This is a genomic window from Mucilaginibacter sp. 21P (genome assembly GCF_019331605.1).
GTDB classification, from domain to species: Bacteria; Bacteroidota; Bacteroidia; order Sphingobacteriales; family Sphingobacteriaceae; genus Mucilaginibacter; species Mucilaginibacter achroorhodeus.
On record NZ_CP063061.1, the window covers coordinates 2,723,506 to 2,740,959 of the forward strand.

A 17,454-nucleotide genomic window follows, 5' to 3' on the forward strand; every position below is an offset into this window, starting at 1 on the left:
CATTTATCTTCATTTGTCGGGCTTTGCCTGCTTATTATTCATCTACATACTTTCCCAAGTATAAATACACTTAAAATCAGTATGTCAGCAAAAAAAACAGATGTAGCTATCATCGGGATGGCAGGATTTTTTCCGGATGCCAGTAGCACCGATGAGTTTTTTGATAACCTAAGCCAGGGTGTGGACAGTGTAAATGTTCCGCCTCGCTCAAGGTTGGTTTACTGCGGTATAGACCCGGATAAAGATTATAAAGAGGCGGGGCACCTGAACCGCATTGACCAGTTTGATCACCTGTTTTTCTCGATCTCAAAAAAAGAGGCCGAGTTTATGGAGCCAACACAGCGTATCTCTTTGCAGTTGGCCTGTCACGCCATTGAAAATGCCGGTTACAATATCGAAAATTTTAAGGGAAGCAATACAGGCATCTTTATCGGCTCAAATCACACTTATGGTACAGGTTATCTGCATGCCATAAATGAAACCTATAAGCATAAGGATCCAACCATACATACGGGTACTTTAACATCGATGGTATTTGGCCGGATTGCTTATGAATTAAAACTAACGGGGCCGGCCATAATGGTGGATACGGGTTGCTCATCATCATTAGTAGCTATGAGCCAGGCGGTTGAAAAATTGATGAGCGGCGAAATAGACTACGCCTTGGTAGGCGCCTTAAACCTTAAAGCCGGTTTCTTTGAAAAAGGCGAAGGCTCAGGTCATTTGCAAGCATCATCACCAACTGGTAAGAGCCGCGCATTTGATGCCGATGCCGATGGAATTGGCGTAGGCGAAGGCGGTGGCATGGTATTGCTTAAACGCAACGACAACGCCATTAAGGATAATAATAATATTATAGCCGTGGTTAAAGGCATTGCTGTAAACCAGGATGGCGGTCGTTCAAACAGCATTACAGCTCCAAGCCCAATAGCGCAGACAGAGGTTATTGTTAAGGCATGGGAAAATGCAGGCATAAACCCTGATAGCCTGCAATATATTGAAACACACGGAGCTGGGACCCGTTTAGGAGATGTGATTGAATTTCAGGCGCTTACTGATGCCTTTAATAAGTATACTGATAAAAAGCAATTTTGCGCCATCAGCGCGGTAAAAAGCAATATTGGCCATTTGGGTAACGCGGCTGGCATAGCAGGTTTGATCAAGGCAGCCCTATCTTTACAACATAAAGTTTTACTGCCATCGCTGCATTTTCACACCCCTAATCCTTATATCGATTTTGACAACAGCAGTGCGTTTGTAAACACGGCGCTAACGCCATGGCCTGTCGTGGCGGGACAGCCACGTCGCTGCGGCGTTAGCAGTTTCGGGCTAAGCGGCACTAACTCGCACATGGTGCTTGAAGAGGCCCCTGCCAAGAGTGTTTCAGGTAGTTATGAGCAAGCCGGCTCATGGTTCCTGAAAGTTTCGGCAAAATCGCCCTCGGCATTAAAAAATTACATAGCCAATATCATTGATTACCTAACTACTTCTGGTGATCGCTTTGCCGATGCGCTTTACACCTTAAACAGCGGGCGCGCTGATTATAATTACCGCACCAGTTTTACCGCGACGGACAGCATTGAACTTATTGAAAAATTACGCAAGGCAGCGCAAGATGAGCTTGGAGTTTTGCCGCTGAAAGGCAAAAGTAAAAATGCCGTGCTGTTGTTTCCAAACGTATTGATTGATAATGCTTTGGTAAACAAACTATTAGACAAGAATGCGATAATCAAAAAGACATTTGCCGATGTTGCGGGTTTTTGCGGCTTAAACCACCCTAACCCATACCAGCAAACGCTTGCCGTGCAGTACGGCCTATATCTCCAATTTAAATCCTATGGTTTCCCGGTATCAAAAGTTATGGGTACAGGCCTTGGCAGCATCATAACCAAAGTGATCACCGGGGGTATTGACCTGGAAGCAGGTACGAAACTCCTGGCCGATTATGAAACTACATCTACCTTATTTAAAGAAGAAATTTTTATTAACACAATTAAAGAAATTATGATCAAGCAAGATACGCTTTTTGTCGAGATGGGCGCAAAGAGCATTTTTACTGATAAGCTTGTATTCATGCAACATGAATTTCCTGATTTAGTTGCCGCACAATTTGCCGAAACTACCGAAGCCTCTCTGCTTGATAGCTTTTCTTTACTTTATAATTTAGGTCTGCGCGTTGAATGGGACAAATATTATGAAAATACAGATCGCCGAATCGTGCAGGCACCGGCCTATCCGTTTGATAAGATCAGATGCTGGTATGTTGAGCCCTTTAGGCAAATAGTAGATGGAATAAACGAATATTGTTATCAGCCAGACTGGATCAGGACTAAAATGCTTCAGAAAAAATATCAGGCGAATAACGAATTGTTCCTGATCTTTTGCGACAGGGAAGGTTTACATGAGGAGCTAGTTGAAGCCCTGGGCAGCGATAACACCTGTATTACCGTAGAATATGGAAGCGATTTTGTTGAAAAAACCGCACTCAGGTACCAGTTAAATCCACACGACAAAGATAGTTTCTTTAAACTGCTGGACCGTTTAAAGGAAAACGGCCAGCAAATCGACGGTATTTTTTTTCTCAGCAATTATGTTTCGCCGTATTTGTTATCCGGTAAAAACTATAATAATCATTTAAAAAATCAATTCTTACCATTTTACTATTTATTGCAGGCGTTTAGTGGTTATCTGAAAAAGCCTGGTTTTAAATTGGTAGTGCCAACGTCAAACGCCCACCGGGTTGCCGGCGCCGACGTGCCCCTCATACCTTTCAATACTATGTTAACCAGTTTGATGAAAGGTGTAATTACCGAATACCCTACCCTTCAGCTTACCAATATAGATGTAAACTTCAGTGAAAATACCAACTCGGAGGTTGCCTCGATCATTCTGGCCGAGATTGGCAATAATGATCTGCTTAGGTTTGCCGCTATTCGCAACAACAATCGTTTTTTACCGGTTTTAAGTCAGGCTCAGTTTGATGCAGCTGCATTACAGCAAAGTTTTAAATTAAATGAAAACGGTGTTTATGTAATAACAGGCGGGGCATCAGGAATAGGCCTTGAAACCTGTAAAATGTTTGCCGAGCAGGGCGCTTGCACTCTTGTTATCATCGGCCGTACAGCTATTGACGAAAACAGCAGCGACCAGCAAACACATGAAAAAATAGCCGCTATTAAGCTGCTGATTCAAAATGGTGCCACCGTTGACTATCACAGTGCGGACGTTAGCAACTACGAGCAGATGACACGAATTATCAGCGGTGTCACCGAAAAATATGGTAAGATTGATGGAGTGGTACATGCTGCAGGTATCGGAAGCAGCGGAGTATCTATTGAAGACAGGGAAGTTGCCGATGTGCTGGCTACTCTTAATGCCAAACTTGGGGGAACGATTATACTTGATGAGCTCACAAAGGCCTCTAATCCTGCATTTTTCCTGATGTTTTCGTCGATAGCTTCTTTGGTTCCCGCAAAGAATTGCGCTGATTATACTGCTGCAAATGCATTCGAAGATGCCTTTGCTTATAAAATGCAACTGGTGAATAAAAATTTTGTGGCCATCAATTGGTCGGACTGGAAAGAGACGGGTTTGCAGTACCGTAAAAACCAAAATCGCAGCGATGAGGAAATTTCTATGCGCAATGCGGTTGTGCAAAGCCTTTCAAATAAAGAGGGGATAGCCGCCATTAAATGTGCGCTTATACTGAACCGACCTCAACTTGTGGTTGCCAAAACAAACCTGAGTTTGTTCAAGTCGAACCCATACTTTTTGCTGGGCGATAATGTGATAAAAAATACTGATGCCGAAAATAAGCAGGATGCTGTTGAATCTGCTTTAGCAGCCGTGCCGGCAGATACTGTTGAAAACGAGGTGGCGAATATGGCAAGTGCGCCGGTTGCAACGGGAGATGAAGTTACCGAAACCGAGCTTCAGATGAAGGAGGTTTGGTATGAGGTACTTAAACTCGATGAAATAGCCCTTGATGATGATTTTTACGAAATAGGTGGGCATTCATTGAATATAGTTCAATTGCTCAATTTGATAAAAGCCAGGTTTGGTGTAGAGATTGGGATTGAGGAGATGCTATATAACGGTACTATCAGGCAACTGGTAACAAGGGTTAACGAACTTTTACTCAGCGGCGCGCCAACGTACGAAACCATCGAACCTGTAACGCAAAGGGATTTTTACGATATCTCGCACGCACAAAAAAGATTTTGGCTGCTTAACCAACTGGATGGTAAGGAAGCGTATAATGTGCCGTTGGCATTTTTAATAAAAGGTGATCTGGATGCCAAAATATTGCAGCAGGCATTCAACCTGCTGCTGGAACGTCACGAAAGCCTGCGCACAAGTTTTGAACTGGTAAGCGGCCAGCCAATGCAAAAAGTAAATAATGCCGCATCAATAAACTTTGCTATAAAGCATGTGGATGTTAGCGATGAGAAAGACGACGGCGCCCTAATAAGCCAAATCGTAGAAAACGAAGTAAGCCTCCCGTTCGACCTTAATGATGCGCCGTTATTGAGGGCTTTATTGATTAAAGTTGGTGCCGCCGAGCATGTATTCTGCCTCACAATGCACCACATTGTTACCGATGCCCGTTCCATCGCTATTTTAAAAGAGGAGATATTGCAATCGTACAAAATACTTAGCAACGCAGAAGCATTAGCTTTTGCGCCGCTCAGAGTTCAGTATAAAGATTTTGTAGCATGGCAAAACAAACAGCTAAGCGGAGAACGGTTTGATCAGCACAGAAAATATTGGTTAAACCGATTAAGCGGCTGCAAAACCAGGGTAGATCTACCTGTTGATTACCCTAGCCGATCAGCATCTTCCGACGCAAAACGCGTTTCATTTATGTTAGATGAGAACGATGTTAGCCAACTGCGCAAACTTGCAGAGCGTAACTCAACAACCATTTTTATTGTTGCGTTAAGCTTGTTCAAACTGCTGCTTGCAAAATATACCAATGCCGGCGACATTGTAGTAGCCACACCGGTAAGCGGTCGGGATGATGCTGATCTGGACAATCAGATAGGTATTTATCTCAATACCTTGCTATTGCGTTCGGTTGTGGACCAGGAGGAAACCTTTAACAGCTTTGTCCGCAAATCGCGCCATAATATTGGTAAAGATTTTGAACATCAAATATTTCCATTTGATTTGCTGGCCGAATATTTACAAGGTCAACAGCATGCTAACGGAGCGCTTTTTAACGTGGGCTTTACCTGGAATGTTAAAAATCATTCTACAAAAATGGATACTGACGATACCTGGACCATTGAAGATTTTCCGATAGGCTTTGTTAAAGCCAAAACAGATTTGTGGATGCTGGTTAGCGAATTGGGTAGCCTGGTAAGTTGCACTTTTGTTTACCGCACAGCGCTGTTCAAACATGAATCTGTTGAGCTGCTTAAAGAAAAATTCCTGTTTTTACTTAAACAGGTTATCACCGGCCACGATAAGGCAATGAGTCAACTGGATATTAAATTGCCAACCGAACAATTGCTTGAAGAGCGAAAATTAGACATCAGCTTTAACTTTTAAACGCCCAGCCTTTTACTTATGAACAATAACAGGCATCTGCAAAAGCTTATTAACGATTATTGGCTTAATAAGCTGCAGCACGCAGAAAAGTATGCCGTTGTGGCAGCAGAAACCCGGTTTGAGCAGATTGAAAAAGTGATCAGCAGTGCATACTTGCAGGATTTATTTGCCCTGGCAAATAACAATGAAATGGCTGAATTCATTGTGCTGATAGTAGCCTATGGGGTGTTGCTTGAGAAATTTTTGCCTGCGGAAAATCGCATTATAGCATTGCCGGGTTTCAAAGGCGTTGATCGCCGGGATAACCACGTATTGTTTTTTGAGCTTAGTGCACATGCAACGGATACTTTTAAAACGCTTTTACAACACGCAAAGCTGGAGGTTGGTAAGATTATTAACCACGCAGATTTTGATTACAGCGAATTGGCCGGAGAGTTTATCAACCGGGATATAGATGAAAACGATATATTTAGCTTTGCTTTCTGTTACGATAGCGTTCATACCGGCAACGGTAAGGTAAGCAGGTCGGCATTTCATTTATCGGTCCAAAAAAGCCCTGCAGGCGATCTAAATTTAAGCCTGGCTTATAATGCGGGCATAGTTGATCCATTTATCGCCTCACAAATTCTTAATTACTATGAAAAGTTCATTACAGGCGTTAGGAGCAATCTTGATACAGCTTTTGAAGATATCACCCTGCTGAGCCACGTTGAGCAGGATACGTTAATTAGTTCACTCGCGTTTAAGGAAAATGAACAGTCGCTCGTGGCGTTATTTAACGCGCAGGTTCAAAACAGTCCTGATGGCATTGCGCTAAAGGCCGGAAACATAACCTACACTTATCAGCAGTTAGATGAGATAACCGATAGGCTCGCATCGTATTTACTGAGCGATCATGATGTAAAACCTGATCAGCTGATAACCATCGTTGTATCTAAAACCGAATGGGCAATTATCGGCATACTCGGGATCTTAAAATCGGGAGCGGCATTTGTCCCGATCGAGCCATCGCAGCCGAAAGAAAGGATCAATCACATTATTCAGGATTGCGGCACCAATATATTAATGCTCGAAAGCGAGCAGATGTTTGATTACGATTGGTTTACAGGCAGTATCATTGTAACCGATATCCAGGCAGACACATTGCCTTTTGCTAAACCCGCTCCGCTTACAGTTGCAGATACGGAAGCGCTTGCTTACGTTATCTACACATCAGGTACTACCGGTATGCCTAAAGGCGTAATGATTAACCGAAGTTCGGTTGTGAACTACGCATCATCCTTAATCAAAAAATTTGATCTGGGTACTCATGACGGTTCAGTTATGCTGGCCTCGCTGGCGTTTGATTTGGGTTATACCAGCTTCTGGGGCACCCTGCTTGCCGGCGGAACTCTGCATCTGCTGCCCTTTGACTACGCTACCAAACCCGACGAAACTTTATATTATCTAATTGATAACCAGATAAGATTTATTAAAACAACGCCTTCTTTTTTTTATATGCTTACCCATGTACCGGGTTTCAGGCAAACAGCGCCTTCGCTGTCGCTTAGGTTGGTGTTACTTGGCGGCGAAGCGATCAGGAAAGATGACATCGAATGGTATCGCTTAGCGAATAACCAAACTGAATTTGCTAACCATTATGGCCCGACAGAGGCCACCATTGGTTGTGTATTTAACCTGTTGGGCGAAGATGATATTTGCGATCCTTATACCAATCAACCCATAATAGGTCAGCCTATTGATAATAGCCAGGTGCTTATTGTTGATGAAAAGGGCCGAATGGTTGCGCCGGGAGTAACTGGCGAGCTTTGGGTAACCGGCAATCCACTGGCAAGGGGGTACCTAAACGCTACAGATCAAAACAACACTAAGTTTTTATGGTATCCAGGATTTAATGGATTGCGGGTGTACAAAACCGGCGATTACGGTAAGCTAAACAAAGAAAATAAAATTGTTTTTTGCGGACGTAAAGATAGCCAGGTAAAAATAAGAGGTTATCGAGTCGAACTTTCCGAAATCCGATCTAAAGTGTTGGCAACAGCAGGCGTAACAGATGCTGTTATTGTGTATGATGTTTCGGGCGCCGCGGGCAAGCTGATTGCCTACTATCAAAGTGAAATATACATCGCTGCCGACAAGTTCATTGCTGCAATGCAGCAAAACTTGCCAACATATATGCTGCCCGAATATTTTGTGAAGATCGCCTACGTGCCGCTTACCGCAAACGGTAAGTTGGATCTGAAGAAACTACCGCTGCCTGAAAACACGTCTGACCTCAATGACCGCAACATCCTTCCGCGAAATGAAACTGAAGAGGTTATACTGAAAGCATGGATAGAGGTACTTAACAAGCAACCGATCGGTGTTAATGTAAATTTCTTTGACATTGGCGGTAACTCGTTGCTGCTGGTTAAGGTTAGCACCATTTTGAGTGAGTTTTTTCCTGACCTCACCATTGTAGATTTATTTAACTACACGAGCATCGAAAAACTGGCCGCATTTCTCACTAATAAAAAGGAATACGGTGTAGTAGAGGTAAAGGGGCAAACTATAACTTTTCCCGAAAATTACCTTAACCGAGGTTATAAATTTCGCACCAATAATATGCTATTAAAAGTGCCGGTTATAGGGCAGTCATACCATGAAATAGCGCAGGCCGCACAGTTGGAAAATGTTGATGTGACCGATATTTTAATCGGGATGTTTGCTTACGTGCTTTTTGAAATTTGCGGGCAAAAAGATATTGTGCTTCACACCGTAAAAAACAACGAACAATTTTATTTCGATTACTTACAAGTTGATTTTAACGCGATAAATGACCCGCAAACTTTATTTGCAGAAATTTCTCGACAGCAGAAAGCGATTAACGCCACCGTACCATTTAAACAAATTGATGAGATCAATTTCGCCGACAGAAAAGACAACCAGCTGGTGGTTTTTGTTTACGAAAAAGACGTACTTCCGCTAATGGATACGTTTCTGCATGGCTTTGACATCAAATTCGAAATAGATAGAACATCAGTTGGCTCTATTCAATGCCAGTTTGATTACGGCGTTGCACTCAACCCGGGTGCAATGGACAAACTGGTGACTCAATATTTCGAAAACCTATCCGCTATGCTGAAACTGGAGGCATAAATAGGGCTCGGAAAACCAATTTAAAGTTATGAAAAAGAGTGTCTTTTTGTTTCCCGGTCAGGGAGCGCAATATGGCGGTATGGCGGGAAAGGAATTTTTAAATACTCCTCAAAGCATAAGAATCTTTAATAAGGCGAGCGCTATACTTGGCTACGACCTACGAAAAATTTGTGAAGAGGCTGACGAGAACCAACTGAGAGACACACTAATCACTCAGCCAGCCGTGTTTGTGACCAGCTACATACACTTTGAACACGTAAAATATTTACTGCCGACAGCCCAGTTTATGGCAGGTCATAGCTTGGGGGAATACACGGCCTTAGTTTGCGCTAATGCTATAAGTTTTGAAGATGCGCTTCGCCTCGTTCAAAAACGGGCTGAGCTTATGAAGAACGCGACTGTCAGCGGCACCATGGCAGCCGTCAATAAAGTTGATCCGCGGTTTGTGGCCTGCATTTGCGCGGAGGTTTCGGCCCCGGGGGCACAGGTTAGCATCGGCGCGTATAATTCAAATGATCAAACCGTTATAACCGGCAATCATCAGGGTGTAAAATTGGTGTCAAACCGCTGCCTGGCTCTCAATGGTGTAGTAACACCGTTAAAAGTAAGTTCACCGTTTCACAGCCAGTTAATGAAAGTCGCCGCGGATTCTTTCAGGGACGATCTGCATTCGGTTAATTTTCAAAAGCCAACATGTAAAGTGATTTCCAACACTACCGGGTTGCCTTTTAATGAAGCGAACGATATCGTCGATAATCTTACAGCACAGTTAACTAACCCTATTCAATGGGTACAAACAGTCAACTATCTGCGAAAGAATGGGGTTTGTTTTTTTACGGAGATTGGCCCTGGAAAAACTTTAAAAAATTTATTAAGAGGCACACCAGGTTTAATCGCATCGTCCACAGATAATCAAAAGGATCTGAATGCGCTTGCAGATGTTTTGAAAACCAGTGTAGCATCGGTTGCAACATTGATTACCACATGTTTAGGAATAGCTATGAGTATCAGAAATAATAATAATGATATACAAGAGTATCAGGTTGGTATGGTAGAACCATATCGCTCTATCAAAAAACTGCAATGGAAACTGGAGCAGGAGGGCGCTTACCCCTCACCGCAGGATATCCGCGAAGCCGTAGATAACTTTTGCAAAATACTCCGAACAAAGAAAATAGGAGAGACCGAAGAAAAATACTGGCTGGAAACTCTGTTTGCCGAAACTGGCACGCTTAACCTTATGCCCGACTACGCCGAAATGCTTCGATAAAATCACATAAAGCTTTCAGAAAAACTAACGCAAAAACACTTATCAAATGAGTTTAAATATAGTAGGTATATCAGCATTATACCATGACTCCGCATGTTGTATTTTAACAGATGGTGTGCTTAGAGCCGCTGCCCAGGAAGAACGTTTTACCCGTATTAAGCATGATCCGGCTATGCCATATAAAGCATTTATGTTTTGTTTGGAACAGGCCGGCCTTTCAATCACCGATATTGATTGCGTAGCTTATTACGAAAGCCCGCAGAAAAAACTTTCGCGGCAATTGTGGAGCGGTCATTACAATGGCTCTGAGGAGTTATCACGTCGGCTTGACCCAGCCCGTCCTGAGCGTGAAATTCGCGAAGTTTTAGGTTTTGAAGGACTGGTTAAATTTTATGATCACCACCAATCGCACGCTGCCAGTTCATTTTATTACTCTGGTTTTGATTCGTCGGCAATTCTCACGGTAGATGGTGTAGGTGAGTGGGCTACTACCGGCTACGGTATGGGCAATGGTGCTAAACTTAATATGTTTGAAGAGGTGTACTTTCCTCATTCTATCGGTTTGTTGTACAGTACTATCACCAACTACCTGGGTTTCGAAATTAACGAGGGCGAGTATAAAGTAATGGGCCTTGCTCCTTATGGAAATGCCACTTATGCCGATCAAATCAGGAAACTGATTACCATGGATGAGAAAGGCCAGTTCCGCCTGGAAATGGAGTATTACGATTTCATTGGCGGCAACAAAATGTATTCTGAAAAACTTTGCGAACTATTTGGGAAGGCTGCCCGCGAGCCCGAATCAAAAATGGGCAAGTTTCATTGCGATGTGGCTAAAAGTTTGCAATTAGTACTTGAAGAGGTATTATTGCAAAAAGCTCAATACCTGCACAGTGTTACAGGCAGCGAAAATCTTTGTATGGCTGGTGGTGTTGCACTCAACTGCGTTGCTAACGGTAATATCTTAAGAAAAGGCCCTTTTAAACAAATGTTCGTTCAGCCGGCCTCTAGCGATTCTGGTTGTGCGTTAGGTGCCGCTGCGCTGGCTCATGTTGAGCTTACCGGCGAGCGCCCGCAAAAAGAAAAATTACAGCATGTATATCTTGGCCCGTCATTTGGTTCGAAAGAAATAGCTAACCTGCTGGATGCAACATCATTTATCAATAACGATTTCCGCGACGACGACGAAGGCCTGCTTAAAGAAGTAGCACGCCTGCTTGCCGATGGAAAAGTAATCGGCTGGTTTCACGGTCGTGAAGAATTTGGTCCAAGGTCGCTTGGCGCCCGATCTATCCTGGCCGACCCGCGCAGGACCGATATGCGCGACCGTATTAATGCCATGGTTAAAAAACGTGAGGCTTTCAGGCCATTCGCTCCCGCTGTACTTGAGGAACACGCAGGCTTGCACTTTGACCTGAACCACCCTTCGCCGTTTATGCTTGAAACCTGCCAGGTAAATTCAACTATTGATTTGCCCGCTATCACCCACGTTGACGGCTCGGCCAGGGTGCAAACCGTAAGCGCGCAAACCAACCCGAGGTTTCATAAACTGCTAACCTATTTTAATGAAATTACAGGTTGCCCTATTTTGCTGAACACATCGTTCAACGTTAGAGGCGAGCCTATCGTAAACTCGCCGGAAGATGCGCTTAAATGCTTTATCACTACCGACATCGACAGCCTGATCCTTGAAGATTTCATCATCAGCCGGAAGAATAACGATTTGGATTTGCTGGCCTGGATGATTGGCTTGCAAGGCAAAACCAGCGGTATTGTACACGATGTTTACACATTTATTTAACGAATCTGAGCAATGGATGTGATCATGATGTCATCTTCGGCGCCGGCTGAGCCTCATGCAGAGGAAGCCGGTCCTTTCGTTCCCGGTCAATCAGTTGGTATCTGGAAAAGCGAAGACATAAACGGGCAACGCCGCTTTGTGCGCGAATCAAAAAACAAAATCGCGTCGTTGTGGGCATCTGTGCCGGTGATACCACCAAAAAGCGAACGTAAACGAGTAGTTTTGCTGGGCGAGTCTGTAGCCAGGGGCTATTTGTTCGATCCCCATTTTAACCCCGCGCTGTGTTTGCAGCAAATTGTCAATAAATCAAATTTTATAGATGCGGAAATTGTGGACCTAGCCCGCGTTTCAATCGAAATGCCAGAGCTTACCCAGTTAACCCGCGATTGCCTTGCGCTTAAACCGGATGTCATCGTGGTATTTGCCGGCAACAATTGGTTTGCATCCTATCTTAACATTTCATCAAGTAATGAGTTGGCAGAGATTAATGCGCTGATCAATGAGCATAGCAAGGCAGATGTAGCCGGGGTTAGATTTTTAAATAACGATGTTTTTAACGCCATAAGGCAAAATGTTGAAGACAAACTGGCCACGTTAGCTGCTGAATATATCACTTTACTCAGCGAAATTGCTAGGGCAAACCAAATACCTGTGATCGTTGTAATTCCGGAGTTTAATTTGCTCGATTGGAAAAGCACTGAAATGGAGCGTATCCTGTTCCGGCTTTCAGCTGAGGATCTGGATAAATGGCTTAACGCAAAATGGCAGGCAGAGCAGGCTATTGAAAGGGCCGACAATGAAGCGCTTAAAGCAGCCGCTAATGTCATGATTGCAACAGATGGTTCGCACCCGTTAGGTTACGAGTTGCTTGCTCAGTATTACCTCAACAATAACGACAATGCGGGCGCAAGGCTGAATCTTGAAAAAGCACGCGACACTTCTCTGTTCTGCCGTTCGAGCGGGCAGGCGCGGATTTACAAGGTAATACAAAACAAAATTATTGCTACTGCTGCCGAGACTAACCTGGCCGTTATCAACCTGGTTGATTTTTTCGACCGCCACTTTGAGGGCCAATTGCCTGGCCGGAACATCTTTTTAGATTATTGCCACCTCAATGATGCTGGTATCATCCTCACAATGAAGCAAGTTGCCAAAAAACTTTTAACAGCGTTAAATATAAAGGCCGACGAAAACCTTATTGACGAGCTTGAGATAGATGTTGACAGCGATGTAAAAGCTATTGCCTATTTGTGCGCTGCGGTGCATAACGCGCACTACGGTCAGGGCGACGAAATTATCGGCTATCTCGTTCGCGAGGCCAATGAATGTTCGCATATTTCACGGGACATCTTCAAAAAATATGCGGATTTTAGCAGTCGAAAAATTGATACCGTGTTATGCAAAAGTCACCAGGATTTGATAGAAGGTGAGCTGATTACTCAGTATGAACGCGGAAGCGGTTTTATTAGTAAGCGGGGCAAAAAGTTGCTCGATTTATCGTTGGTTGATGCCATGATAGCTACGCTGAAAGATGCTGCCATTGATATCGGTGAGGAAATTACGGATCTACGCATGTCCGAGCACAGCCCGGCAAGTGGTCCTGTTGACCTGTTAACGCCTTTTTACAATACCACATCGTACGATACCTACTTTGGAAAAGAGAAACCTTACTATGTTGCCCGCGGCACTACATCTGATTTTTGCCTGCTGGCGGATAGTTATAATAGCTTAAACCTCAAAATAACCTATCGCATGCCCGAAACATTGGCGGCCGGCCAGGCGGTACAAGTGCTTGTGAACGGAAACCCGCTCAGAATTTTGGCTGTAACCAATAGTTGGCATACGGTTGATTTTGAAGTTCCGGCAAGCATGTTGGTTAAGGGGGTTAATTCAATAAAGCTTATTTGGCCACACCATGGCATCGTCGGTTTGACGGCAAATGTATTAAGTAGCCAGGAGCAATCAATAGATAAATTAACTGCAATATTTGGCGAGCTGCACATGTTCAAAGCTATACAAGCGCCATTAAAATAATTGGATGCCAGATTTTTTGGCCTTGAATCAATTTATTACTCATTAATCTTTACATAATGTCAGTTCTAACAACAAAAAAGGAAATTGCCGATCGGCTGGCAGAGCTAATTTGCCAGGGCAGTGATGATATGGCCACTATGAATAAACTGGCCGATGAGATATCAGTTTCGCTCAAGCCGGAGCAATTAACATCCTCAATGGTTTTAGAGGACGACCTGAATGCCGGATTCGATAACGTTGGCATCTGGAAACGGAGCGTTAAGCAGGACGGCGTTTACTTTATGCGTGACGATCAATGCAAAGACGACTGGGCTTATTGGGCACAAAGTCCGCTGATTCCGCCCAAAAGCAACAAAAAAAGGATAGCATTTCTGGGCGAGTCCGTTGCCCGCGGCTATTTGTTTGACCCTTACTATACCCCCGCGCAGGTACTTGAAAAAGTGCTGGACGACTCGGGTTTCATTGATGCCGAGGTGATAGACCTCGCCCGTACCAACCTTGATTTGAACAACCTGAAACTGCTTACCGCCGAATGTTTGGAGCTTGCACCTGAAGGCATCGTGGTTTTTGCGGGTAATAACTGGTTCTATTCTGTTAAACGTGGTCTCGGCAAAGCTGATATCCTCGAAATGGGCCGGAAGCTGGAGAAAGACGGCCTTGCCGGTTTGAAAAACTTTTTACAGGAACGATTTGAAAAGGAGATCATCAAGTATCTTGAGCAGCTTTCGGTTGTAGTTAACGAACGCAAGGTTCCGGTTTGGTTCATTATTCCCGAGTTTAACCTTCTCGATTGGAAATGCAGCAATAACGAAAGGATCCTTACAGCGCTGAGTAACGAAAAACTAAACGAATTTGTAGAAATTCGTGACAAAGCTGAGGCGGCGCTTAAAGCTAAAAATTATGTTTTGGCCGAAACTCTAGGCCGCGATCTGATCGATATCGATCTTTCGCATCCGGCCGGCTATGAAATTGTAGCCGAAAGTATCCTTGCCGTGGGCGAACGCGTTGACCAGGCGAGGGAATACCTAGAATCGGCACGCGATACATCCATCTTCAGCCGTGCTTACAGTAAGCCGCGTATGTTTAATGTAGTTCGCAAAACACTGCTAGCTAACGCCGAAGCGTATGGTATCAAATTGATTGACCTGCCCGAGGTTTTTAAAGAAGCAAAAGACGGCAATTTAGCCGGACGTGAATTGTTTCTTGATTATTGTCACCTTTCTGAGGAAGGTATCCAGATAGCTATGGCTGCAACGGCGCAATCGCTTATCGATACTTTTAAAGGCATTAGAATTAATCGCGAACTGCTGGGAGCCGACAAATACGTTGCCGACGCCGATGTGCGAGCCATTGCTTATCTGTGCGCCGCAGTTCACTGCGCTCACTATGGTCAATCGCACAATGTGCTCAATTACCTGTGCGATACAGCAGCTGAAGCATCGACGGTTGCAGTTGATATCATGAGTAACTTTATTGATTTCTCAAGCCGCAGAACTACAAATACACTTTGCCGCAGTCACGAAAAACTGGTTGAAAATGAGTACATCACCCAATATGGCGGCGGCGTTGGGTTCTTAAACAAAAGAGATCAGAAAATAATGGACCTGCTACTAGTAGATGCAATGACCGAGTCATTGCAGAAAGTAGGCGTTGATGTTGTGGAACAGGTTAACACTTTACGACGAACCGAACATGGAGTAAACGATAACAACCTTGAGCTTACCCAGTCATTCTACAGTTCATCGGCTTACGATATTTATCCTGGTAGAACGCCGGGTTATTATCAATCCAGGGATGTAGAGTCGCAGTTTTACTTGATAGCAAATACTAACGATAGTATTGATCTCAAACTTTCATACCGTACGCCGCGAAGAAATGGAGCTTCCGATAAAGTTAAGATATACGCAAACCATGTTTTGCTTACCGAACTGTCAACCACCGAAAACTGGAGCACAGTAAAGCTCAATGTTACCCCCGATCATTTGCTCGACGGCCTCAACATTATCAAGATCAACTGGTCTACAAATTTTGGATTTAAAGCAAATACCAAAGAGCTTGATCTTTGCGAAGATTACATCCTGAACAAGTTGTTCAATGTATATGGTGAGATCAGTTCTTTCAGCGCAAAAATTAAATAGTAACCTGAATATTGTGATGATTGGCATAATTGGCATATCTACGTATTTCCCTCAAAAAACCATAAGTGTAAAGCAGCTTATAGCCAGCGAAAACCTAGACGAGCAGCAACGAGCTTATTTTGAAAGCGTAGGGATTGATACCATACAGCATGCCGATGAGCAGGAGTCGTATGATTTGGCAAAGAATGCAGCGCTAAAAGTAATTGCTGATTACCAGGTTAAACCCACCGATATCAACCTGGTTGTTCATGTTCAAACCCGCTTGCCACAGTATCTGATGAGTTCATCATCGGGCAGGTTGCAGTTTGAAGTTGGCGCTAAAAATGCCAACGCGATGTCGATTTCAGATTTAGGCTGCACCGATATGTCTATGGCGGTAAAAATTGCAGCCGACCATCTGAAAGCCAATGCCGATGCCAGATATATCCTGATCTGCTATGGTAACCGCCAGTACGCCCCGAGCCGTTTCCGGTTTCCTATAACAATTAACGGAGACGGCGGTGTGGCGCTTCTCATAGGCAGAACAGCCCGGAATCAAATTCTCGATGTAAACATCAAAACTTCAGGCAGTTATTGGGACCTTTTTAAGGTTGACTATTTGGGCAAAGCATTTTCTGATTATCGCGAAGAATGCAGCAGCTTTCGCAAATATGGTTTTGAGCTGGCTATTGAAAGTAAACTTAAGATAAGTGAACTGAATGATGCTACCTTAAACCGTCAGGAGCTGAGTAAGGCGGATATTAGTCACTACATGTTGCAAAACTTGTCGGCCAGATCGTTTGAGTTTTACGAAACTACTTTCGATTTAAAATTTGCCGGTGTTTGCCGGGAAAACCTGAACAAATATGGCCATCTCGGCCCGGCCGATATTATGGTTAATTACCAGGCTGGTTTGGATAACGGCACTTTCCGAAGCGGCGATAAAGTTTTGATCATGAATAATAGCCCGGTAGCTTCATGGAGCAATATCCTGTTGCAGGCATAAATCTTCACATAAAATTATTGATTGATATGAACGCACAAAAAAATCAAGTGTTAGAAAACCTAAAAAAAGTTATTGCCGGCGTTTATGAGGTCCAAAGCAGTGCTGTAGACGTTTATGAGACTTTTTTGGAAATGGGATTGGATTCGATTTCCATTATCCAGGTAAAACAACTTGTAAAAAATCAATATAAGCTTGATGTACCGGTAGATAGGCTGTTTAACGATATTGATAACCTCGATAAGCTATCGGATTATATAGAAGAGCATTTACTCGATGCGCCCCTACAGGTGCAGCAAGTTACGCGTGAGTCACAATTGTCTGTCGGTAGTCCAGTACAGGCAAAGCCGAAGGCTATCAAAATCAGCCCGGCTCAAAAAACTCTAACTGCTAATGCGCAATTAGATATTCAGGCCATCATTAATGCGCAATTGCAGGTGATGCAAAAGCAAATTGAAATCCTGGCTACTTTAAGTCAATAACATTCCTGTGTATTACTGCTCTGGCAGATTTGCATCCAATCATTACCCACAAAATA

At 43.7% G+C, this 17,454-nt stretch carries 8 protein-coding genes; all 8 read left to right on the top strand.

Going from position 1 to position 17,454, the window contains the following annotated elements; all coding sequences use genetic code 11:
* The first annotated feature begins 81 nt into the window (after positions 1–81).
* Genes INP83_RS12305 through INP83_RS12340 form a run of 8 tightly spaced genes read left to right on the top strand, consistent with a single transcriptional unit; the run spans position 82 to position 17,398 of the window.
* On the top strand, positions 82–5,553 hold the full coding sequence (locus INP83_RS12305; RefSeq protein ID WP_219124351.1) for an SDR family NAD(P)-dependent oxidoreductase: 5,472 nt from the start codon (positions 82–84) through the stop codon (positions 5,551–5,553).
* Positions 5,554–5,571: 18 nt separating this feature from the next.
* Positions 5,572–8,691, top strand: coding sequence for an amino acid adenylation domain-containing protein (locus INP83_RS12310; RefSeq protein WP_219124353.1), 3,120 nt, complete (start codon positions 5,572–5,574; stop codon positions 8,689–8,691).
* 28 nt (positions 8,692–8,719) lie between these two features.
* Complete coding sequence (locus INP83_RS12315; protein ID WP_219124355.1) at positions 8,720–9,961, top strand: ACP S-malonyltransferase; 1,242 nt, start codon at positions 8,720–8,722, stop codon at positions 9,959–9,961.
* A 46-nt stretch (positions 9,962–10,007) separates the two neighbouring features.
* Positions 10,008–11,762: a carbamoyltransferase N-terminal domain-containing protein gene (locus tag INP83_RS12320; protein ID WP_219124357.1), complete on the top strand. Its 1,755-nt coding sequence runs from the start codon at positions 10,008–10,010 to the stop codon at positions 11,760–11,762.
* A 12-nt stretch (positions 11,763–11,774) separates the two neighbouring features.
* Positions 11,775–13,796, top strand: coding sequence for a hypothetical protein (locus INP83_RS12325; protein ID WP_219124359.1), 2,022 nt, complete (start codon positions 11,775–11,777; stop codon positions 13,794–13,796).
* A 56-nt stretch (positions 13,797–13,852) separates the two neighbouring features.
* The gene (locus INP83_RS12330; RefSeq protein WP_219124361.1) at positions 13,853–15,934 is read left to right on the top strand and encodes a hypothetical protein; all 2,082 of its coding nucleotides are present in this window, start codon (positions 13,853–13,855) and stop codon (positions 15,932–15,934) included.
* Positions 15,935–15,950: 16 nt separating this feature from the next.
* Positions 15,951–16,919: a hypothetical protein gene (locus INP83_RS12335; RefSeq protein ID WP_219124363.1), complete on the top strand. Its 969-nt coding sequence runs from the start codon at positions 15,951–15,953 to the stop codon at positions 16,917–16,919.
* 26 nt (positions 16,920–16,945) lie between these two features.
* Complete coding sequence (locus tag INP83_RS12340) at positions 16,946–17,398, top strand: acyl carrier protein (RefSeq protein ID WP_219124365.1); 453 nt, start codon at positions 16,946–16,948, stop codon at positions 17,396–17,398.
* The last annotated feature ends 56 nt before the right edge of the window (positions 17,399–17,454 follow it).

Bases quoted from the DNA above. Each gene is read 5' to 3' on its own strand.
- INP83_RS12310 (WP_219124353.1), top strand. From the start codon at position 5,572: ATGAACAATAACAGGCATCTGCAAAAGCTTATTAACGATTATTGGCTT.
- INP83_RS12315 (WP_219124355.1), top strand. From the start codon at position 8,720: ATGAAAAAGAGTGTCTTTTTGTTTCCCGGTCAGGGAGCGCAATATGGC.
- INP83_RS12340 (WP_219124365.1), top strand. From the start codon at position 16,946: ATGAACGCACAAAAAAATCAAGTGTTAGAAAACCTAAAAAAAGTTATT.
- INP83_RS12325 (WP_219124359.1), top strand. From the start codon at position 11,775: ATGGATGTGATCATGATGTCATCTTCGGCGCCGGCTGAGCCTCATGCA.
- INP83_RS12305 (WP_219124351.1), top strand. From the start codon at position 82: ATGTCAGCAAAAAAAACAGATGTAGCTATCATCGGGATGGCAGGATTT.
- INP83_RS12320 (WP_219124357.1), top strand. From the start codon at position 10,008: ATGAGTTTAAATATAGTAGGTATATCAGCATTATACCATGACTCCGCA.
- INP83_RS12335 (WP_219124363.1), top strand. From the start codon at position 15,951: ATGATTGGCATAATTGGCATATCTACGTATTTCCCTCAAAAAACCATA.
- INP83_RS12330 (WP_219124361.1), top strand. From the start codon at position 13,853: ATGTCAGTTCTAACAACAAAAAAGGAAATTGCCGATCGGCTGGCAGAG.